The following is a 21,125-nucleotide window of genomic DNA, read 5'->3' as shown; positions in this document are numbered from 1 at the left end:
TTAATTGTTCGTAACACTTAACAATAAAGCCCAGCAATCATCTTTTGAGTGCTGGGCTTTTTTCTTTTATCTGCGTATTAGCGCGGTTATTGGCTGATCACTTTACCTTCTCGACGAGGATCGGCTGCCCCAATAAGCTGATTTGGCGCAATACTTATCGCTTGAATACCTGAATTCAGATCTTTGATTTGGATTTTATAGCCCAGCTTCTCAAGCTTTGGCGCCCACTCTGCCGCGGGCGTGTTTTTTTCAAGTTCAAAGGTACCGAAGCGATTATTCATATTCGGTAAGTTGATCGCTTGTTGTAAATCCATCCCCCAATCAATATACGCGACTAAGGTTTTTGCAAGATAACCAATGATCTGACTTCCTCCGGGTGAGCCGATGGTTAGCACTGGCTGGTTGTTTTTCATCACAATCGTGGGTGTCATTGACGAGCGAGGTCGTTTACCTGGCTCTATTCGGTTAGCAACAGGAACTCCCTCAATTTGGCTGCGGAATGAAAAGTCCGTTAATTCATTATTGAGTAGAAATCCCCTGACCATTAACCGTGAACCAAAACTGTTTTCAATCGTCGAGGTGAGTGAGACCACATTACCTTCTTTATCTACAATCGATAAATGGCTGGTGGAAGGCAGTTCGATCGCTTCATCACTGGCGCGGTTATTGGCATGATTCCAAGGTGGCATTCCCGGTTTTACTTGGGGTAATGCTTTATTTCCCTCGAGTAATTTAGCACGCTCGGCAAGGTAGTTCGGATCGAGTAAGCCACGAACAGGCATTGGCACATAATCACTGTCTGCCATATAGCGACCGCGATCAGCAAAAGCTAAACGCGAGGCATCACCAATTAACTGCCAACTTTTGACGTTATCGGCACCGAGCTTATCCAAGGGATAATGATTGAGCATGGCCAATATTTGCCCCAAGGTTAATGCGCCAGAGCTGGGTGGCCCCATTCCACAAATTTGATATTGACGGTAGGGGGCACAAATAGGCTCACGTTGTTTAACGCTGTAGCTGGCGAGATCCATCGTGTTTAATACCCCAGGATTACCTTCTGCGTTTTGGACGGTATTAACAATATCTCGTGCAATATCGCCTTGATAAAAGGCTCTTGGGCCATAATCAGCAATTTGACGTAAGGTATTTGAATAAGCGTTATTAACTAACTTACTTCCTGCTTGAAGTGGTTTGCCTTGTGAGTCAAAAAAGTAGGCTTTAGTCGTAGGGTAGCGACTAAGATTTTCTGCATCGTTCTCAACCATTGCAGCAAGCCGAGGGCTGACGATGAACCCTTCTTTGGCTAATTTGATCGCAGGAAGAAACAGCGTTTTCCATGGCAATTTTCCGTATTGCTGATGACTGCGCCATAGCAGTTTAATCGTACCCGGTGTACCGACAGATCGTCCACCGACAACGGCATCATAGAATTTTAGCGGCTGACCTTGATTGTCTTGAAACAAACGGGGAGTCACAGCAAAAGGGGCTGTTTCTCGACCATCAAATGTCGTCATTTGGTTATTGTCATTATCCCAATACACCAAAAATCCACCACCACCGATCCCTGATGATTGTGGCTCAACTAAGCCTAATATTAGTTGCGCGGTGATCATTGCATCAACAGCACTGCCACCCTGACGTAAAATATCAGCTCCTGCTTGACTGGCATAAGGATTGGCCGTGGCGATCATCCACTCTTTACCTGAAACCAACGGTTGTGATTGTTGGTTAGTACTCGGCTCAGGTTCAATGTGATCAGAGGCTTGTTGAACTTCATTGGCTAATGCTGGAAATGAAAAACAACAAACACTCAATAAAAAGGCTGTAGCGGAGGTGAACCTTGGCATCTTCAATCCTTATGAGTGGAGTAATGTCGTTAACTGAACGCTATTTTATACTTTTATTTGCTTGAGTTAGATAATAAAAATGAGAGTTCTATCATACATGTCGAATGATTATCTAAAGGCAAACAAGTTAGCTGCTAATTTTTATTATTCGATGATTTCTGATGAGTTCGGATCCCATCAATACTAAATAACAACAGCGCTAACCAAATACAGCCAAAGGTAATGCCATGTTCTAATTTAAACGGCTCTTTATAAATAAAAGTCGCTAATACGAACATCAAACTAGGGCCGATATATTGTAGAAAACCTAAGGTAGAGAGCTTTAATTTCGTTGCAGCACCGGTAAAACACAGTAAAGGCAAGGTAGTGACAATACCGGCAGCGACTAACAGTAAATTGAGATTGAAGGAATTATCCGTCAGGTTAGCCGTTGGGCTGCTACTGATAAAAAAGAGATAAATAGCGGCTAACGGTAACAACACAAAGGTTTCAATAAATAAGCCAGTTTGAGCATCAATATTGATTTTTTTTCGTAATAGGCCATAAAACCCAAAGCTGGTCGCAAGTGCAAAGGCAATCCAAGGTAATGACCCAAATTGAATGAGCTCGGCAATAACACCGATCGCAGCGATTAAAACTGCCGCCCACTGTAAGCGACGTAACCTCTCACCCAGTAACAACATGCCGAGTAGCACATTTAACAGTGGATTAATGTAGTAGCCTAAACTGGCATCTAAAAGATGATTGTTATTGACCGCCCAGATGAAAATAAGCCAATTACAACCGACAAGTAACGCAGATATTGTGAGTAGGAAAAGCGTTTTCGGTTGAGTGAGAACGGCTTTGACACGCACCCACTGGCGGCTGAATGCAATAATGAGTGCAAGGAAGAAGAACGACCAAATCACGCGATGACTCAGTATTTCGAGCGGAGGAACGCTGGTAATGGATTTGAAGTAGATCGGCGCTATTCCCCACATGGTATAGGCAGAAATAGCGAGAATGATCCCACGCTTAGCGAGATTGTTGTTATCTTCCATGAAACTCCAAATCTAACATTGGTTAACTTTTATTCTATAGCAGTATATAAACAAGATCGCTTGATATACCAGTATTTATTTTATTGCTGAAAAGATGATGGAAAACCAGAGCATCGAGTTTTTAATTGATAGCCAAGTTACTACCTCGCATCAAAGGGGGCTTTAGGTATAGAATGAACGCCCCGTTTAGCCAAGAGACTTATCATGTCATCCGTCTGCCATCATGGACCCAGTTCTGCATTATCAGCATCTACGAGCGAGTCTGTTTTACAGGAAATTTTCGGTTATCAGCAATTTCGTGTAGGTCAACTGGATGTGATTGATGCCGTCAATCGTGACGAAGATTGCTTGGTGATTATGCCAACGGGTGGTGGTAAGTCATTGTGTTATCAGATCCCTGCCTTATTAAAAGAAGGGATCACGCTGGTTATTTCACCGCTTATTTCATTGATGAAAGATCAGGTCGATCAACTTAAAGCCAATGGTGTTGCTGCCGCCTATATCAATTCGACGATGGAACGTGATGAGATCCTCGCCGTGTTTGATGCGATGAAAGATGCGACTGTAAAGCTAGTCTATGTCTCGCCAGAGCGCGTATTAACGTATGATTTTATTGATCGTTTACGTGACGTACCGCTGGCGATGGTCGCGGTTGATGAAGCGCATTGTATTTCGCAATGGGGACATGATTTTAGACCAGAATATGCCGCTCTCGGACGATTGAAGCAGTCGTTTGAAAACCTACCGATAATGGCATTAACTGCCACGGCAGATGAAACCACCCGCCATGATATTGTTAGCCGCCTAGGATTGCAGAGTCCTCATGAGTATCTAGGCAGTTTTGATCGCCCGAATATTCGTTATATTTTGTGGGAAAAACATAAACCGTTAACACAAATTATTCGCTATGTTGAAGGTATGCGTGGGCAGTGCGGCATTATTTATTGCAATAGTCGTAAGAAAGTAGAACAGATCAGTGAAAAACTGCGAGATAAAGGCATACGTGCAGAGGCCTATCATGCGGGGTTAGATCATGTTGAGCGAGCCAATGTTCAAGAGGCGTTTCAACGGGATGATATTCATATCGTGGTTGCCACTGTTGCCTTTGGTATGGGGATCAATAAACCCAATGTGCGTTATGTCGTGCATTTTGATATTCCTCGTAACATTGAATCGTATTACCAAGAAACAGGTCGAGCAGGGCGTGATGGTTTACCTGCTGAAGCGGTAATGTTATACGATCCTTCAGATTTAGCATGGCTTCGCCGTTGTTTAGATGAAAAAGAAGAAGGGCAGCAAAAGGACGTCGAGCGTCATAAACTGCATGCGATGGGCGCTTTTGCTGAAGCACAAACCTGTCGTCGTCAGGTATTGTTGCATTACTTTGGTGAGCACCGTGATGAGCCATGTGGTAATTGCGATGTGTGTTTAGATCCGCCGCAGCGTTTTAATGCGGTCGAAGTGGCGCAAAAAGCCTTGTCTTGTGTCTACCGTGTTAACCAAAGTTTCGGTATTACCTATATCGTTGAAGTGCTTCGTGGGATGCAAAACCAACGAATCCGCGAGCATGGACATGATAAATTAAGTACTTATGGTATTGGGCGTGAATACAGCCATGAATATTGGGTGAGTGTATTACGCCAGTTAATTCATTTGGGGTACTTAACCCAGAATATTAGCCGTAATTCCGTACTGCAATTAACAGAAAAAGCCCGCCCACTATTACGTGCTGAGATTGGTTTAGAACTTGCAGTTCCGCGACTGGATAATATTGCCCGTAACATGAAAGTGAATAAACTCGCGAATCGCCAGTACGATAAAAAATTGTTTGCCAAGTTACGTAAATTGCGAAAAGCGATTGCTGATGAAGAAGATCTACCGCCTTATGTGGTGTTTAACGATGCCAGCTTAATGGAAATGGCAGAGCGATTACCGACGTCAAATGGCGACTTTCTTGCGGTGAACGGGGTGGGTCAGCGTAAACTAGAAAAATACGGAGAGGTTTTTTTAGGCTTGATCCGTGATCATTTATTGGCAATTGAAGAGCCGCATTAAAATATCGAATCTAGCAAGTTGAGTATAGATATAAAAAAACCGGGCTCATGGTAAGCCCGGCTAGAATGCGTTAAAGAAACAGCCTTAATAGGGTGTTTGGTCACGACAAAACAGCTTGCGTATTTTTGGTGGAATATTCATTTCACCGAGCTGCTAGGTTATGCGACGGGACTCGCGATAACGTACTCCAGCAGCAGCCCAATAAGACCACGATGATAAGTGGAATACTAGAGCAACCTTAACCTTTGTAATGCTAATTAACACTTGGTTACATCAAGGGATAACAAGGATTGAAGCCCGCTATTTAAAGCAATAAATAGGAGTCATGATGACAGCAGTAATAAGTCACGTATTCGGTATTCGTCAGTTTGATCGCGACGCACGTTTTTTATCGATTAAAAGCCCGGCATTTGATTTCGATAGTTTTGATACGATCGCAGAATCTTTCTTACTCGCCATTGATGCTAAGATGGTAGAGAAAGAGAGTAATGCAGATCTACATATTTGGTTGATTGATTTTGAAGGTTGTCGTTTGCTGTTAAAAGGTGAGCATTACAGCGGTGAGTTATGGCTTGAAGCCATGAGTGATGACGATGAAGAAACACTCACTTTTATTGCGAGCTTATTAAATTAATCTCGCTGGTAAGATCAAAAGCTAGGCAAGCAAGCTGGTTTCTGTATAATCGCCGACCTGGTCGTTGTTGGCGATAAAACGCTGGCAGCAAAGTATGTTTGGGTTCCCTCCCCCCATTGACAAAAAGGTCTCACATGACGACTGCTTTATCTCAATCTAATGCTATAGCTTCACCCTCTTTTACTCCACAACAGCAACGTAAAGCCCTAGGTTATTTAGTGCTATTTCATTTACTCGTAATTGCATCGAGTAACTATTTAGTGCAGTTACCTTTTACCGTATTTGGTTATCACACCACCTGGGGAGCGTTTACTTTTCCGTTTATCTTTTTAGCTACCGATCTTACCGTGCGTATTTTTGGGGCTGGAATGGCGCGTAAAATTATTTTCCGTGTCATGATGCCTGCACTGCTCGTATCGTATTTATTATCGGTCTTGTTCTTCCAAGGCGAATACCAAGGGCTAGGACATTTAACGGAATTTAATCTGTTTGTTGCTCGTATTGCGATTGCCAGTTTTATGGCTTACTTGTTAGGACAAATTTTAGATGTGTCGGTATTCAACCGCCTACGCCAATTAAAACAATGGTGGATAGCCCCTACGGCCTCCACTATTTTTGGTAATGCGATTGATACCATTGCGTTCTTTGGTATAGCGTTTTACCACAGTCCCGATCCGTTTATGGCAGCAAATTGGACGGAAATTGCGTTGGTGGATTACAGCTTTAAGTTAATTATTAGTCTCGGACTATTTGTGCCTATTTATGGCGTATTACTTAATTACTTAATTGATAAGCTGACAACGTTACCACCGCAAACGTTAGTGGCGGCAAAGACTAATCAATAGTTTTGTTACTAGTGATAAGGGTTAAAGAAGAAACCGATCCTAAGATCGGTTTTTTTATACAGTGAAGACACTGGTTAAAAAATATCGTGTCAAATGACAATTATTCTCAATAAAATACTTGCATCTCAAGTGAGAATGGTTATTATTAACATGCACTCAGGCGATAGGGATGGAACATAATCATATCGTCTTGATGGCACGACATTGCTCACATTGCTTCCAGTGTACTACAGCTCCGGTTGCGTGTTATTAGTGTAGGGCTAATAACCGAACACCACTTCTGCTGAGCGACGCTACTCATCGTAGCGTCGCTTTTTCTTTTTTAAGATCTGTCTAGTCTATTCTTATCTTCCATTGATCCGTTATCGTTAAGCCGTTTATTTTTTTCTATTGCATTCACGATGGCATAGTCTGTCTTTATGTGTGATTTTACTGTGCCACGATCGAAGCGTCTTTATTGATCACTATTAAGATAAAAAAGAGATCAACTTTCTATGCTTTAGTTTTTTATCGAAGATAAATTTTCACTGATAGGTATCTCTGCCATTAAATAGTGTATAAGCGGCTAAAATTACCGCAATTTAGTTATTTTTGGTTTTGATACTAAACAAATCGTCTGATTTTTATGATGTTATTACCGCATTTGGCTTTATCACTATGAGGTTTTCCACAATTAATGATCAAATAGGGATCGAGGATCGAAATTAAGGTTCATGTCTAAGTTGTTGATTGTGTTTGTAATAGTTTCTTATTTGTCAAATTACCCAAAAAACGATCAACTGGCGTAAATTAAATACTAACAAAGTTATCCACAGAAAAAGTGAGAATAGAATAAAACATTGGTTAACACTTGCGACAGGGCGTGGCATTCTATGGTTATTGCATTTTTCCTGTCGCTCAACGCCTAATATGGTCGATAATAGAGCTACTAACCTGAACGACAAACGCTTGGATATAAGAATAACCCTATGGCAACTATTCCAGAAAATCCATTGATCCTGATTGATGGATCCTCTTACCTTTATCGCGCTTACCATGCTGCACCGAATTTCACTAATTCTGACGGTGAGCCGACGGGCGCAATTTATGGTGTTGTAAACATGCTACGTAGCATGTTACGTCAATTTTCAACCGAACATATCGCAGTGATCTTTGATGCGAAAGGGAAAACCTTCCGTGATGATATGTATCCTGAATATAAAGCCAATCGTCCACCGATGCCGGACGATCTTCGCAGTCAGATCGAACCATTGCATGCGGTGATCAAAGCGATGGGGCTACCATTGATCGCGATCTCTGGGGTTGAAGCTGATGATGTGATTGGCACGTTATCCACACAAGCATCACAACAAGGTATGCCAGTACTTATCAGTACAGGTGATAAAGATATGGCGCAGCTGGTGGATCAAAATGTTACTTTGATCAATACCATGACTGATGTTGTGATGGATCCCGCTGGTGTTGTGGATAAGTTTGGGATTGGTCCTGAATTGATCATCGACTACCTTGCTCTGATGGGCGATAAAGTGGATAACATTCCAGGTGTGCCTGGGGTTGGTGAGAAAACAGCAAAAGCATTGCTTACCGGTATCGGTGGGTTAGATGCCTTATACGATAATTTAGATGATATTGCTGCTCTCGGTTTCCGTGGTTCAAAAACCATGGCGAAAAAGCTGATTGATAATAAAGAAGCAGCTTACATGTCATATAAGCTTGCCACCATCAAATTGGATGTTGAGCTAGATGTAACACCTGATGAACTGCGTAAGGGCGTACCAGATACAGATGCTCTCACCGAGCTGTTTGGTAAGTTACAGTTCCGTCGTTGGTTAACTGAAATGCTTGATGGAAGTGATGGCCGTATTGTTGCTGACGAAAAATCAGGTGATGTGCCAGCTGAAAAAAAAGTCGTTGCACCAACGATTGATCGTAGTGGGTATGAAACGGTTTTAGATAAAGAAAGTTTTGCAACATGGCTTGAACAATTAACAGCGGCAGAGGCGTTTGCCTTTGATACCGAAACCGATGGTTTAGATTACATGACGGCGAATGTCGTCGGTGTGTCTTTTGCGATTGAAGAAGGTAAAGCGGCTTACGTCCCTGTGGCTCACGATTATCTTGATGCGCCAGCGCAGCTTGACCGTGATTGGGTACTTGAGCAGTTAAAACCGTTACTTGAAGATCCAAAACAAGCGAAAATTGGCCAAAACCTTAAGTTTGATGCCAGTATTGTTGCTCGTTATGGCATTGAAATGCAGGGTATTGTGTTCGATACCATGCTTGAATCTTATGTATTTAATAGCGTTGTTGGGCGTCATGATATGGATAGCCTTGCCCTACGTTATTTAGAGCATAAGAATATCAGCTTTGAAGAGGTTGCAGGTAAAGGTAAAAAGCAGCTAACGTTCAATCAAATCGATTTAGAGCAAGCGGGCCCTTATGCTGCTGAAGATGCTGACATTACTTTGCGTTTGCACAATACGTTGTATCCTAAAGTAGAAGCTGACGACAAACTTAAGCATGTCTTTGAAACTATCGAAATGCCATTAGTGCCAGTACTTTCACGTATGGAGCGCACGGGTGTTTATGTCGACAGTATGTTGCTTGGCGCACAATCAACAGAGATCGCTGCTCGACTTGATGAAATTGAGAAAAAAGCGTTTGAAATTGCGGAGCAAGAATTTAATTTAAGCTCGCCAAAACAGCTTCAAGCGATCCTATTTGAAAAAATGGGATTACCTGTTTTAAAGAAAACGCCATCTGGTACACCGTCAACCAATGAAGAAGTATTGCAAGAGCTGGCGCTTGATTACCCACTGCCTAAGTTACTCTTAGAATATCGTGGACTTGCAAAACTGAAATCTACTTACACCGATAAGTTGCCTAAGATGGTGAATCCTGCAACGGGTCGAGTGCATACTTCTTACCATCAAGCCGTGACTGCAACCGGACGTCTATCATCAAGCGATCCAAATTTGCAGAATATTCCAGTACGTAATGAAGAAGGTCGTCGTATTCGCCAAGCGTTTGTCGCACAAAGCGGCTATAAGATCTTAGCGGTCGATTACTCTCAAATTGAATTACGTATTATGGCGCATTTATCCGGTGATAAAGCATTATTAGATGCTTTCCGTCATGGTAAAGATATCCACGCCGCAACGGCCGCTGAAATCCTTGGCTTAGATATTGAGCAGGTAAGTAGTGAGCAACGTCGCCGTGCTAAAGCGATCAACTTCGGTTTGATCTATGGCATGAGTGCATTTGGTTTGGCGAAGCAGCTAGATATGGGACGTAATGAAGCACAAAACTACATGAATGTGTATTTTGAGCGTTATCCAGGTGTTTTAGAATACATGGAAAGCACGCGTAATGCGGCTTCAGAGCAAGGTTATGTTGAAACGCTCTTTGGTCGTCGCTTATATCTACCAGACATTAAATCACGTAATGGTTTACGTCGAAAAGCAGCGGAGCGTGCAGCAATCAATGCGCCAATGCAAGGAACCGCAGCTGATATCATCAAGTTGGCGATGATTGCGGTTGATGGTTGGGTGCAACAACAACCGGAAGGCGATGTGCGTTTATTAATGCAAGTACACGATGAATTAGTGTTTGAAGTGAAAGAATCAGCACTTGAAGCGGTAACTGCATCAGTTAAAGCATTAATGGAACAAGCAGCGACGCTGGATGTACCGCTTATCGCAGATACTGGTTACGGTGATAACTGGGATCAAGCGCACTAATTTTTATTGGTAATAATAAGAATAATAATAAATAGTCAGCACGATGCTGGCTATTTTTTTTGTTAAAAATAAGCGACAAATAAAAACCAATATGTAAAATTTACTTACAACAAAGTGAAAAAAAACTACATTTAGGGGTTCCAAAAACTGCACGTTTGATATACAGTTACAGGTGTAGGGTACAGAGGTAAGATGTTCTATCTTTCAGACCTTTTGTTTCACGTTATTGGATTTGGCTGATTCAGCCGCCCTGGTCTCACTTTGGACCGGGGCGTTTTTTATTGTGCGCTCGAAAATTTTTTCTCTCCGTTTATACCTTTCTTTGTTGTCTGTTGATTATTTCTTTCTTTTTCGTTTCTCTCTATTTAGCTAATTACTAATCAAATTATGGTCGTTCATTGGTCTATTTGATCTTTTTGGCTTATTTGTTCGCCTTTTTCTCTTAAATTTTCTTTTTAGTTGTTATTTTTTTAGAGTAAATACTTTAAAAAATAAAAACAGTCGCTATACTAAAAACAGCTTCTTGTTCATATTTGCTGTCAGTGCTGATGACATTATCAGCCGTTCAACAAATCCATGAAATAACCATTCCTACACTATTGGGAGTGGTTTTTTTTTGCTCTTTTTTTGGTTAAATGTGTTTGTAATAAACTTCCAGAACTAAACATGGTTTATTAACATTTTATGTTGTTATTTTGTTAAGAAAATAATGTACTAAGTAGAGGCGGGTAAGCAATATTTATATCGGAATTCAGAGGGGAATATGGTCGAGAGTCGCAAAAAAACATGTAAGTTGAGTCATATAAAGGGAAGGGATTGCACTAAGAGTGGAAATCATTATTGTTTGTTGCACAAAACTAAAATACCTCCTGTTTCTCTCTTAATTTGCCCCACCGAGATGGTGGGGAACTTTTATAGCTCCAATCCTTAGAGCTATATAAACAACGTATTTTACTCGTTGTCTTCTTCTACTTGCTCAGGGAAAGCATCATCACCACCGGCAAGCACACGTTGGCGCTCTAGCTCTGGTGCGTACCACTCATCCAATTTACGGCGAACTTGATCGACGCCAATACCTTTTAACGAAGAGAAAGCTTCAACTTGTACGTCACCTTCTAACTCTTTAGTCATTTGGCGGATTTTTAGCACCTGTGCTTTACGAGCACCACTTTTTAGCTTGTCTGCTTTAGTCAGTAAGACCAGCACAGGTAAACGGCTTTCAAGTGCCCAATTAATCATTTGTTGGTCAAGATCTTTCATCGGATGACGGATATCCATCAATACCACAAGGCCTTGTAAGCACTCACGACGCTGAAGGTATTCTCCTAGCGACTTCTGCCATTTTAATTTCATTTCAAGAGGGACTTGTGCAAAACCATAACCCGGTAAATCGATAAGGTTACAGCCTTGAACCACTTCAAACATATTGATCAGTTGAGTACGACCAGGCGTTTTTGAAGTACGCGCTAACCCTTTTTGATCGGTTAAGCGGTTTAGCGCACTCGACTTGCCCGCGTTAGAGCGACCAGCAAATGCAATCTCAACGCCTGCATCTTGCGGCAAGTGACGAATATCTGGCGCACTTGTGATAAAACTTGTATTTCTGTAGTTGAGAGGTTGATTCACTGTTAACTCCGTCCAGTCTTCATGTAGTCGACTGATTGCTTTTATGTGAAGATGTGTAAAATATGTGAAACCGAGCTTGGTTTGTGATCGTATTGTATACTATGTAAGTGAGCATTACTTGTGGTAGTGGAAGCCCTATAATTATAAACGGAATGTCATGAAGAAATTAATATTAATATTAAGCCTTCTTGCTAGTTATTCGACCACGGCTGAAGAAGGCAACATCGAAGCAGGTAAACTGAAAGCTGTAACGTGTGCCGCCTGCCATGGTACAGATGGCAATGCAGCATTGATGCAGCAATCCCCGAAGCTTGCTGGACAGCATCCTAAATATCTTGAAAAGCAATTAAAAGAATACAAACAGGCAATGGCTACCGGCGGAAAACAGGGACGTAATAATCCTGTTATGGGAGGAATGGCCATGGCCCTTTCTGATCAAGATATCGCAGATATCGCAGTATATTATGCTTCTCTGCCTATATCAGATAATACTTCCCCCAAAGAATCCGTTGAAGTCGCGCAACAACTTTATCGTTTTGGCGATACTGAACGTGGTATTGCTGCCTGTATTGCGTGTCATGGTCCTCGTGGCAATGGTACGAGCTTATCTGGATTCCCTAAGATCTCTGGTCAAAATGCAGAATACGTAAAACTTCAACTGGAAGAGTTCCGTTCAGGTGTCCGTGCTAATGATATGAACGCGATGATGCGTTCGGTTGCTGCAAAATTAAGTGATGATGAAATTAATGCGTTGTCACAATATGTCGGCGGCTTGCACTAAAATCGCTTGATCCGAATTGAAAAAAAGCAGCCTAAAGGCTGCTTTTTTATTGCCTGATAGTTATCGTTTTATATCTTTTAGTGTTTCATTCAGCAAGACTATTTTTACTTCTGTCTTATTTGCTCAACAGCTTGTAAGAGATCTGCCATTTGTGAGGGTTGTTTTAGCTCGAAATTTTGCAGATAAAAATACATTATCCTTCAATAACAATGGTTTGCGTTTTTTTAGTGGTTTGTGCTTTTAAAAGTGTGATATCGGTACATTGTTTCAGTTTTTGGTTACTGTAAATTATCTCGTGTCGACAGGGAAAGCGACAAGGGATGGAAACGCTAGGATGGCATGAGCAGGAGCTCAAAGGATCACAGGACGTCTAGTTAGGATGACTAGGGTTGACGCAAGAAGCGTATTGGATTGTCAGGAAGACACTTACGGATAAGATTTTGCAACGACATGATGTCGTCGCAATAAGTGGTACGTTATGGATAACGTGCTCACAAGGATGGTGGCATTATTATCAGGATGATAGTAAGCGAAATGGAACGCCAACTCAGGACGAGTTGAATTACTATGGACAGGACACGGAAGAGTAAAACTCATCAGGATGATGACGAACAACAAGTTCGCAAGGAAAGCACTAATAACAAAGGGAACGTTGCTTAACCGGGACGTTACACGCTAGTTAGGATGACTAGACAGAATATAAGCCAGTGGCTTACATATAGAGCGATAGGTGCAAGCCTATCGCTTTTTTCTTTTCCCCTCTTTTTCTATCTGCATTATAAACAAGTTAACTTGTTGATCTTTTATCTATCATTATCGTATTTACAGATAAACTTGCACAATTTGTCGGCAAAACTACATCTTGACCGCGATTGGGTATAGAATAGCCCGCTCGATTTTACACCAGTTCCGATTTTGCTAATAATCGGCAACACCGGAGAAGTGATCATGCAGCCATGTCCACTGTGCCATAGTGAACAGCATGGAGTATTTGTTGAAGATAAAAATCGCTGCTATTTTCGTTGTCAGCAATGCGCGTTAATTTTTGCTGATCCTGAGGCTCAGTTATCGCCAGAACAAGAAAAAGCGGTTTATGATCAACATCAAAATAATCCAGATGATATGGGTTATCGCCAATTTTTAGGTCGTTTAGCGACACCATTAGTGGAACGTTTACCGGCTGGGCCATTAGATGGTTTAGACTTTGGCAGCGGTCCTGGTCCAACACTTTCCATTATGTTGGACGAAATGGGATATAATATGGCGATTTATGATCCATATTTTGCACCTGATCCTAGTGTATTAACGCGTCAATATGACTTTGTTACGTGTACCGAAGCCATAGAACATTTTAATCAGCCTGCGAAGGAATGGGGGCTGCTGCTGAGTATGATTAAACCTGGCGGATGGCTGGGGTTGATGACAAAGCTAGCAACCGATGCCGAAGCGTTTACACGTTGGCATTACAAGAACGATCCAACCCACGTTAGTTTCTTTAGTCGCGATACGTTCCGCTTTTTAGCGCAACGTGATGGCTTAGAAGTTGAGTTTGTTGGAAATGATGTGATTTTGCTGAGGAAAACCCAGTAATGACCCGTAAAAAAAGAGGCCGTAAGATTGGCTCTGAAGGCCCAGCGGTATACCGCGATAAAACGCCGAACCAATTAGAGATCGAATCTCGCCAGCGCCAGAAAGCGAAAAAGCGTAAAGGCTTAAAAACTGGTAGTCGCCATTCTGCCGTTGAAGAAACTAAGCAGCGTAATGCCGCGCAGAAAAAAGACCCACGTCTTGGTAGTAAAAAACCAATTCCTTTGATTGTTGAGCCGAAAAAGCCAATGACCAAACAGCAACGCCGTATGTCAGCAGAGCAAGAATTAGCAATGCTTGAAAATGATGCGCAGCTGATGGTTCTTCTTGATCGCTTAGATGCTGGTGAAAAGTTAGGTGCAGGCTTACAGAAACAAGTCGACCAAAAACTTGATCGTATTGAGCAGCTTATGAAGCAGCTTGGTTTGATGGAAGAAGATGAAGTTGAATTGTTCGAGGAAGATGAGTACCGCCCAGCGGTTAAGTCTGATGATGATTTACTCGATCAATTTGAAAAGATGGATTTAGATAAATTCGGTAAGGAGTAACCGTTGCAGGATTTGACGCTTCTGCTTGTTATTGGTGGCACAATTGTAACCGCGCTTGGTATTTATGCGGGCACGCTACTTGTTAAGCTATACCAACAAAATCAACGCCATAAAGTTTTTTTAGCCCGTGCTGAACAACAGCAAAAAGAGGCGATAGAAACGCGTAATAATACGATTTTAGAGAGCGTTTATGTGATTGCCGCAGCGACCAAGCAAGGACAATGTGATTTGTCTGAAGCGGCGATTCGTTTGTATAAGTTGATGGAAGCGCTACAGGCTGATAAGAGTGTTGATTTTGCAGCCACTTATCCAGCAATTACAGAGCTGTATGAGGTAGTAAAAGATATGCCTCGCGGTGAAGCGCGTCAACAAACAGAGAAACGTGCTCGAATGCGCTTTGATCTGGAGCGAATGAAGGCTGAAACTCGATTACAAGAAGCTATTGCGATCGAACTGGATGCCATCCTGTCTACGAAGTCTTAATGACTTGATCTGAACGATTACAGTCATCGTCTAATCTGATTAGGCGATGACTGTATTGTCTTATAAACTATAAGTGTTATTCGTCTTACTATCATTACACGTTTAACTCTTTATTCTCCCTACAATATTGGAAATATGTCATGTCAAATGAGCAGATTATTTGGGATCAGGCCCTGATTGAAAAGTATAACTACTCAGGCCCGCGTTATACCTCTTACCCAACTGCATTAGAGTTTAATGAAGCGTTCACGTCTGCTGAATTTGAGATGGCATGTAAGCAATATCCTGATCGTAAGCTATCGCTTTATATTCATATCCCATTTTGTCATAAGCTTTGTTACTACTGTGGCTGTAATAAAATCATTACCCGTCATCAGCATAAAGCGGATGACTACTTGGATAAGCTAGAACAAGAAATTAAACAACGTGCGACTTTATTGGGCAATCGCCAAGTGAGTCAATTGCACTGGGGCGGTGGTACACCGACGTTCCTTACTGCAGCGCAGATCAGTCGTTTAATGAATAGCTTGCGTGCAGCGTTTAATTTTGATGATGATGCTGAGATCAGCATAGAAGTCGATCCGCGTGAAATTGAACTCGATATTCTTGACCATTTACGTGGCGAAGGCTTTAACCGTTTAAGCATTGGGGTGCAAGATTTCAATAAAGACGTGCAAAAATTGGTTAACCGTGAGCAAGATGAAGCGTTTATCTTTGCGATGGTTGAGCGTGCACGTGAATTGGGATTCCGTTCAACGAACCTTGATTTGATTTATGGTTTACCGCTACAAAATCGTGAAATGTTTGCGAAAACATTAGAGCAAGTACTGGCGATGAATCCGGGGCGTTTATCGGTGTTTAACTACGCCCACATGCCTAAATTGTTTGCGGCACAGCGTAAGATCAGCGAAGAGCTATTACCGAGTGCCAAAGAAAAATTAGGTATTCTGCAAGATACCATTGCGACGTTGACGGGGGCAGGATACCAATTTATTGGTATGGATCACTTTGCCAAACCGGATGATGAATTAGCCATTGCCCAGCGTGAAGGGATTCTGCACCGTAATTTCCAAGGTTATACCACTCAAGGTGAGTGTGATTTATTAGGTATGGGTGTATCCGCTATTTCTATGATTGGTGATTGCTACGCACAGAACCAAAAAGAGTTAAAGCATTACTACCGCGATATTGAAGAAAAACAAAACGCACTGTGGAAAGGGGTTTCGCTCGATGCGGACGACTTACTGCGTCGTGAAGTGATCAAAGCCCTTATTTGTAATTTCCAGCTTGATAAGAAAGTGATTGAAGCGGAATTTAATATCAATTTTGATCAATATTTTGCTGAAGATTTAGAGCTTTTAAAGACCTTTATTGATGATGAGTTAGTAGCAGTGGATCAGCAACATATCTTCGTTGAGCTGAAGGGACGTTTATTGATCCGTAATATTTGTATGTGTTTCGATAAATACTTACGTGATCGCGCTCGCCAACAGCAGTTTTCACGAGTGATTTAATCTTCTTGGATTAAATAATAAGCCCCATTCGAGCAATGCTGGAATGGGGCTTTTTGTTATCTGATTTTTATCGCGTGAGTGATTAACTGCGTTGTGCTGCCATCTCGCGAAGTGCTTGTTTCTCGCTTTCATTCAAGAAGGCGATCTCTAAGCCATTGCGTTGTGCTTGTTCGATTTGCGCTTGGCTTAATCCAACAGCGGGTGCTGCTACCTCATATTCGTAAGGTAATTCAATACCTTCAACGGCAGGGTCGTCAGTGTTGAGGCAGGCTAAAATGCCATGCTCGAGGAATGGCTTGATAGGGTGATCTTTGATATTGCTAATAGTACTGGTTTGAATGTTTGAGGTAATGCACGATTCAATACCAATTTTATGCTCTGCTAGATAATCCATCAGTTTTGGATCTTGAATTGCCTTTACACCGTGACCAATACGTACTGCGCCAAGCTCATTAATGGCTTGCCACATACTTTCAGAGCCAGCTGCTTCACCAGCATGAACGGTTACACGTAAGCCCGCATCACGAACCTGTTTAAAGTGTGCGTTAAATTGTGCGCCTGGCTGACCTAATTCATCACCGGCTAAATCGATAGCGACCAATTTATCTTTGTGAGCGAGTAAGCCATCAAGCTCTTGCTGGCAAGCCTCAACACCAAAGGTACGACTCATAATACCGATCAAGTTCGCTTTGATGCCAAAGTCACGACAACCAGCTTCTACTCCATCAATAATGGCTTCAACCACACCAGCGATCGGCAAGTTGTGCTTCATTGCCATGTAGTAAGGTGAGAAACGTAGCTCGGCATAATCAATTTGTGCATGCAAGGCATCTTCAACGTTTTCATAAGCGACACGACGACAAGCATCGAGATCGCCTAATACAGCAACACCCCAGTCTAGCTTTGATAAAAAAGCCACAAGACTTGGCTCAGCTTCAACGATCTGAACGTGTGGGCGTAAACTTTCTAGATCATGGCCCGGTAGCGCCATATTAAATTGCTGGCCAAGTTCTAGGATAGTTTGAGGGCGAATATTGCCATCAAGGTGACGGTGTAGATCCGTTAAAGGAAGATGCTTGTTGATCATTATGATTATTCCGATGAAAACTGAGCGTTAAGTATAAGCAAAGTGTATAACGTGAACATAATCGTTGCAGCTAAATGTGATCGTCTTCACCTGCAACCCGATTTATGTTGTGATAGTTAGTCGTTAATACCCAGCTCTTTGAGCTTTCTGGTAAGGGTATTTCTTCCCCAGCCTAATAATCGAGCCGCTTCTTGCTTATGACCGTGGCTATGTTGTAGCGCAGTCTCTAGCAAGATTTTTTCAAACTCAGGTAGGGCTTCTGCCAATAAGTTTTCATTACCTTGCTGTAATTCTTGCTTGGCCCATTGCTGTAAGCCTTGTTGCCAATGTCGATTATCTTGCTGAGTTGATAAAGTGTTTTGAGTATTTTCAAGTAACTCAGGGGGGAGATCGCTAGGTAAGACCTCGCTGCTGCTTGCCATGACAGTAAGCCAGCGACAAATATTTTCTAATTGGCGAACATTACCCGGCCAATCTAGTGCTGCTAGCTGTTCGGTCGTGTCAGGGTGCAGGGTTTTGACTTCTACTCCTAACTCGTTCGACGCGCGTTGTAGGAAGTGGCGCGCCAGTTGAGGGATATCTTGGCGACGATCTTTTAGAGACGGTAAATGCACCCGAATAACGTTTAAGCGGTGAAACAAATCCTCACGAAAATCACCACTTGCGACAAGACGCTCTAGGTTTTGGTGCGTTGCTGCAATAATACGGACATCGACGTTAACAGGAGAATGCCCACCGACACGATAGAATTGCCCATCCGCTAAGACACGCAGTAAACGGGTTTGAATATCTAATGGCATATCACCGATTTCATCGAGAAACAGTGTTCCACCATTGGCTTGCTCAAATCGCCCCTGACGAACACTGTTGGCGCCAGTAAATGCGCCTTTCTCATGCCCAAACAGTTCTGATTCAATCAAGTCTTTGGGAATAGCAGCCATATTCAGGGCAATAAAAGCATTTTTACTGCGTGGACTATGGCGATGTAAAGCGTGAGCGACAAGCTCTTTACCTGTGCCAGATTCGCCGTTAATTAACACCGAGATGGATGAGCGAGAAAGGCGACCAATAGCACGGAAAACTTCCTGCATAGCAGGGGCTTCACCGATAATTTCAGGTACTGCTTTTATTTCTGTTTCTGGTTGCTGTTGACGTTTCTGCTCTTGGCTATGACTAACCGCGCGCTCAACCAAACTTACGGCTTCATCAATATCAAATGGCTTAGGGAGATATTCAAATGCCCCACGTTGATAGGCGTTCACAGCGGCATCTAAGTCTGAATGTGCCGTCATGATTATCACCGGTAAGAGTGGGTAATCTTGTTGTAAGAGTTTTAGTAACGTTAAGCCATCTGTTCCCGGCATTTTAATATCAGAGACCAATACATCTGGGACATTGCGCTCTAGCGCTTCAAGTACACTATCGGCATTGGCAAAGGTTTCACACTTCATGCCTGCTGTTATAAGTGTCTTTTCCATTACCCAGCGAATAGAGCTGTCGTCATCGACAACCCAAATTAATCCTTTGCTCATACGTTACTCTCCTATCGTTATTATTGTATTGGTAAATAGATCGTAAAGTTGGTGTGTCCTGGCCAGCTAATCACTTCAATTTTGCCGTTATGTTGGTCTATTAAGTTTTGCGAGATCGATAGCCCTAACCCTGTGCCATCAGCATTACCGGTTACCATTGGATAGAATAAGGTGTCTTGGATTTCTGCTGGGATCCCCGGACCATTATCGATAATTTCAATTTTCGCGGCGATACGGGCATATTTGCCTTGGATCAAGGCTTGATGGGCTGTGCGAGTTTTGAGTTTAATGATCCCGCCATTTTGTTTTTTTAGAACATGAGCGGCGTTACTGACAATGTTGAGTAAGGCTTGCTCGAGTTGTTCGGTATCCATTTCTATCTCGGGCAGACTTGGATCGTAGTCGCGCTCAATCACAAGGTTATTGTCGTTTTCCAGTATGACCAGCTGACGTACTTTTTCTAATACGAGATGAATATTATCGGTCTTTCTGATGCCTGGCCGTTGCGGGCCTAATAACCTATCGACCAAATTACGTAATCGGTCGGCTTGCTCAATAATCATTTGGGTATATTCGACATAACTAGGGTCGGGTAGTGCTTTTTCAAGTAGCTGTGCAGCGCCTCTTAAGCCACCTAGTGGGTTTTTTATCTCATGAGCTAACCCTCGCACTAATTCTTTCGCTGCTTGCTGCTGAGCTAATTGAGAGAGCTCTTGGCTAATACGACGTTGTTGATCGATAGGTTTAAGCTCCAGCATCACGAAAAGATTTTTTTGCCACGAAATAGGGCTGGCATTCAAGCTGAGAAGTTGACGCTGTTCATCAATCACAAAAGCGACATCGCTATCAGCTAGGCCTTGACCACTTTGTAGTGTGGCTGCGATTAAATCGAGATCAAGAGATGAATACTGTAATAACTCTGGTAACGTAATGCCCAGCAAACGGCGCTTACTCGACGATAACAGTTGTTCTGCGGCAGGATTGACATAACGAATCGTTAAGTGCTCATCCAGTAAAATGATTGCAGTAACAAGGTTATCAATAATTATAGGGGTAAAAGCGGTAGTCACAATCAGCATCCTTGTTGATTACCTAAACCATCAATAGGCTTATTTAGGTCAAATGCACCAAATTGGTGCATCTGAGTATAACCTGTTTATTGCTGATCGGGCACTGTTAATTGGTGAAACTGTGGATTAGCGAGGCTGTACTGGCATTGGCTTGTTCGCCTTCACTGTGGCTCGATGCAGATAAACGGTAATACTGTCTGACGATGCAATAACCTTGCCGCCTTTAACTAGTTGAATTTGTAATTGGTGGCTGCCACGATCAATGTTATCTAATGTCCAAGTGAGTTCCGTTTGAGGCTCGCCTTTCAGCACGCCATCTAATACTAATTGCGCTTGGGTTTGATTGTTAAGTTTGCTGTTGGTGACCGCATGAATATTGATGATACCTTCGTTATTGCGGATGGTTTGCTCATGCATAGGCGAAACTAAACTGACGGTTGTAATGGTTTTTGCTGGCTCTTCTACCACGGTAATATCAGTGGTTTGAGTGTCAATAGTATCTGCGGTTTGTTCAATATTGCCACTGACTTCTGTCACGCTTAAAGGGTAAGCAGTGGCATCGGGGGTTTGAGGTTGATCGGTAAAGTGCACCACGCCATTTTCATCTGTCCATGAGTAGATGGTAGAGGCTTGGGCTGAACTCGCAGCGGTCCATATTAGGGTAATAAAAATTGGGCTGAGTAGATTAAAAAAACGAGAGAGTTTCATCCGTTAACTCCAAGTTTGTTTGCAC

The 21,125-nt window shown here is 42.4% G+C and carries 16 protein-coding genes; 9 read left to right on the top strand and 7 right to left on the bottom strand.

The features are described from left to right. Positions 1 to 86: 86 nt before the first annotated feature. Complete coding sequence (gene ggt / locus C9J38_RS15080; protein WP_107207800.1) at positions 87 to 1,850, bottom strand: gamma-glutamyltransferase; 1,764 nt, start codon at positions 1,848 to 1,850, stop codon at positions 87 to 89. Between the two features lie 134 nt (positions 1,851 to 1,984). Continuing rightward, positions 1,985 to 2,890 carry an EamA family transporter RarD gene (rarD, locus tag C9J38_RS15075; protein ID WP_107207799.1) on the bottom strand — a complete coding sequence of 302 codons (906 nt, stop codon included), beginning with the start codon at positions 2,888 to 2,890 and terminating at the stop codon, positions 1,985 to 1,987. Between the two features lie 204 nt (positions 2,891 to 3,094). On the opposite strand from rarD, the gene recQ reads away from it, so the two are divergent. The 4 genes from recQ (at position 3,095) to polA (ending at position 10,164) form a co-directional block, all read left to right on the top strand. After that, entirely contained in the window at positions 3,095 to 4,945 is a 1,851-nt protein-coding gene (gene recQ, locus C9J38_RS15070) for an ATP-dependent DNA helicase RecQ (RefSeq protein WP_107207798.1), read from the top strand. A gap of 328 nt (positions 4,946 to 5,273) precedes the next feature. Then, positions 5,274 to 5,579, top strand: a complete 306-nt coding sequence (locus C9J38_RS15065) for a DUF3630 family protein (protein ID WP_107207797.1) — start codon at positions 5,274 to 5,276, stop codon at positions 5,577 to 5,579. Between the two features lie 134 nt (positions 5,580 to 5,713). After that, the gene (locus tag C9J38_RS15060; RefSeq protein ID WP_107207796.1) at positions 5,714 to 6,424 is read left to right on the top strand and encodes a 7-cyano-7-deazaguanine/7-aminomethyl-7-deazaguanine transporter; all 711 of its coding nucleotides are present in this window, start codon (positions 5,714 to 5,716) and stop codon (positions 6,422 to 6,424) included. A 968-nt stretch (positions 6,425 to 7,392) separates the two neighbouring features. Beyond that, complete coding sequence (gene polA / locus C9J38_RS15055; RefSeq protein WP_107207795.1) at positions 7,393 to 10,164, top strand: DNA polymerase I; 2,772 nt, start codon at positions 7,393 to 7,395, stop codon at positions 10,162 to 10,164. Positions 10,165 to 11,115: 951 nt separating this feature from the next. Here the strand turns inward: polA and yihA are convergent. Further along, complete coding sequence (gene yihA / locus C9J38_RS15050) at positions 11,116 to 11,790, bottom strand: ribosome biogenesis GTP-binding protein YihA/YsxC (protein ID WP_105061451.1); 675 nt, start codon at positions 11,788 to 11,790, stop codon at positions 11,116 to 11,118. Positions 11,791 to 11,947: 157 nt separating this feature from the next. Here yihA and C9J38_RS15045 point away from each other — a divergent pair, with 157 nt between their 5' ends. The 5 genes from C9J38_RS15045 to hemN all read left to right on the top strand — a co-directional run bounded on the left by C9J38_RS15045 (position 11,948) and on the right by hemN (position 16,703). After that, positions 11,948 to 12,571 (top strand): cytochrome c, encoded by a 624-nt coding sequence (locus C9J38_RS15045; RefSeq protein ID WP_107207794.1) that lies wholly within the window; start codon positions 11,948 to 11,950, stop codon positions 12,569 to 12,571. A gap of 948 nt (positions 12,572 to 13,519) precedes the next feature. Beyond that, the gene (locus C9J38_RS15035; RefSeq protein WP_107207792.1) at positions 13,520 to 14,161 is read left to right on the top strand and encodes a class I SAM-dependent methyltransferase; all 642 of its coding nucleotides are present in this window, start codon (positions 13,520 to 13,522) and stop codon (positions 14,159 to 14,161) included. Then, positions 14,161 to 14,706, top strand: a complete 546-nt coding sequence (yihI, locus tag C9J38_RS15030) for a Der GTPase-activating protein YihI (protein WP_045084567.1) — start codon at positions 14,161 to 14,163, stop codon at positions 14,704 to 14,706. The genes C9J38_RS15035 and yihI overlap by 1 nt, the downstream gene beginning before the upstream one ends. 3 nt (positions 14,707 to 14,709) lie before the next feature. Beyond that, a complete protein-coding gene (locus C9J38_RS15025; RefSeq protein WP_107207791.1) occupies positions 14,710 to 15,189 on the top strand; it encodes a DUF2489 domain-containing protein in 480 nt (159 codons plus the stop codon). A 140-nt stretch (positions 15,190 to 15,329) separates the two neighbouring features. After that, positions 15,330 to 16,703, top strand: a complete 1,374-nt coding sequence (gene hemN, locus C9J38_RS15020; RefSeq protein ID WP_107207790.1) for an oxygen-independent coproporphyrinogen III oxidase — start codon at positions 15,330 to 15,332, stop codon at positions 16,701 to 16,703. A gap of 82 nt (positions 16,704 to 16,785) precedes the next feature. Here the strand turns inward: hemN and add are convergent, their stop codons facing one another. The 4 genes from add to C9J38_RS15000 all read right to left on the bottom strand — a co-directional run bounded on the left by add (position 16,786) and on the right by C9J38_RS15000 (position 21,100). Next, a complete protein-coding gene (add, locus tag C9J38_RS15015) occupies positions 16,786 to 17,790 on the bottom strand; it encodes an adenosine deaminase (protein ID WP_107207789.1) in 1,005 nt (334 codons plus the stop codon). Positions 17,791 to 17,906: 116 nt separating this feature from the next. Next, positions 17,907 to 19,322 (bottom strand): nitrogen regulation protein NR(I), encoded by a 1,416-nt coding sequence (gene glnG / locus C9J38_RS15010; RefSeq protein WP_107207788.1) that lies wholly within the window; start codon positions 19,320 to 19,322, stop codon positions 17,907 to 17,909. A 20-nt stretch (positions 19,323 to 19,342) separates the two neighbouring features. Further along, positions 19,343 to 20,392: a nitrogen regulation protein NR(II) gene (gene glnL, locus C9J38_RS15005; protein ID WP_107207787.1), complete on the bottom strand. Its 1,050-nt coding sequence runs from the start codon at positions 20,390 to 20,392 to the stop codon at positions 19,343 to 19,345. A 126-nt stretch (positions 20,393 to 20,518) separates the two neighbouring features. Further along, positions 20,519 to 21,100 carry a DUF4124 domain-containing protein gene (locus tag C9J38_RS15000; protein ID WP_107207786.1) on the bottom strand — a complete coding sequence of 194 codons (582 nt, stop codon included), beginning with the start codon at positions 21,098 to 21,100 and terminating at the stop codon, positions 20,519 to 20,521. Between the last annotated feature and the right edge of the window lie 25 nt (positions 21,101 to 21,125).

It is taken from the genome of Photobacterium sp. GB-210, from assembly GCF_003026075.1.
GTDB lineage: Bacteria > Pseudomonadota > Gammaproteobacteria > Enterobacterales > Vibrionaceae > Photobacterium.
This window is presented reverse-complemented; position numbering and strand designations above follow the sequence as displayed.

What these genes read in the sequence shown, in the direction of transcription:
- hemN (WP_107207790.1), top strand. Translation starts at nt 15,330, where the DNA reads ATGTCAAATGAGCAGATTATTTGGGATCAGGCCCTGATTGAAAAGTAT.
- polA (WP_107207795.1), top strand. Translation starts at nt 7,393, where the DNA reads ATGGCAACTATTCCAGAAAATCCATTGATCCTGATTGATGGATCCTCT.
- C9J38_RS15060 (WP_107207796.1), top strand. Translation starts at nt 5,714, where the DNA reads ATGACGACTGCTTTATCTCAATCTAATGCTATAGCTTCACCCTCTTTT.
- C9J38_RS15065 (WP_107207797.1), top strand. Translation starts at nt 5,274, where the DNA reads ATGACAGCAGTAATAAGTCACGTATTCGGTATTCGTCAGTTTGATCGC.
- C9J38_RS15045 (WP_107207794.1), top strand. Translation starts at nt 11,948, where the DNA reads ATGAAGAAATTAATATTAATATTAAGCCTTCTTGCTAGTTATTCGACC.
- C9J38_RS15000 (WP_107207786.1), bottom strand. Translation starts at nt 21,100, where the DNA reads ATGAAACTCTCTCGTTTTTTTAATCTACTCAGCCCAATTTTTATTACC.
- ggt (WP_107207800.1), bottom strand. Translation starts at nt 1,850, where the DNA reads ATGCCAAGGTTCACCTCCGCTACAGCCTTTTTATTGAGTGTTTGTTGT.
- add (WP_107207789.1), bottom strand. Translation starts at nt 17,790, where the DNA reads ATGATCAACAAGCATCTTCCTTTAACGGATCTACACCGTCACCTTGAT.
- yihI (WP_045084567.1), top strand. Translation starts at nt 14,161, where the DNA reads ATGACCCGTAAAAAAAGAGGCCGTAAGATTGGCTCTGAAGGCCCAGCG.
- rarD (WP_107207799.1), bottom strand. Translation starts at nt 2,890, where the DNA reads ATGGAAGATAACAACAATCTCGCTAAGCGTGGGATCATTCTCGCTATT.
- glnG (WP_107207788.1), bottom strand. Translation starts at nt 19,322, where the DNA reads ATGAGCAAAGGATTAATTTGGGTTGTCGATGACGACAGCTCTATTCGC.
- recQ (WP_107207798.1), top strand. Translation starts at nt 3,095, where the DNA reads ATGTCATCCGTCTGCCATCATGGACCCAGTTCTGCATTATCAGCATCT.
- C9J38_RS15035 (WP_107207792.1), top strand. Translation starts at nt 13,520, where the DNA reads ATGCAGCCATGTCCACTGTGCCATAGTGAACAGCATGGAGTATTTGTT.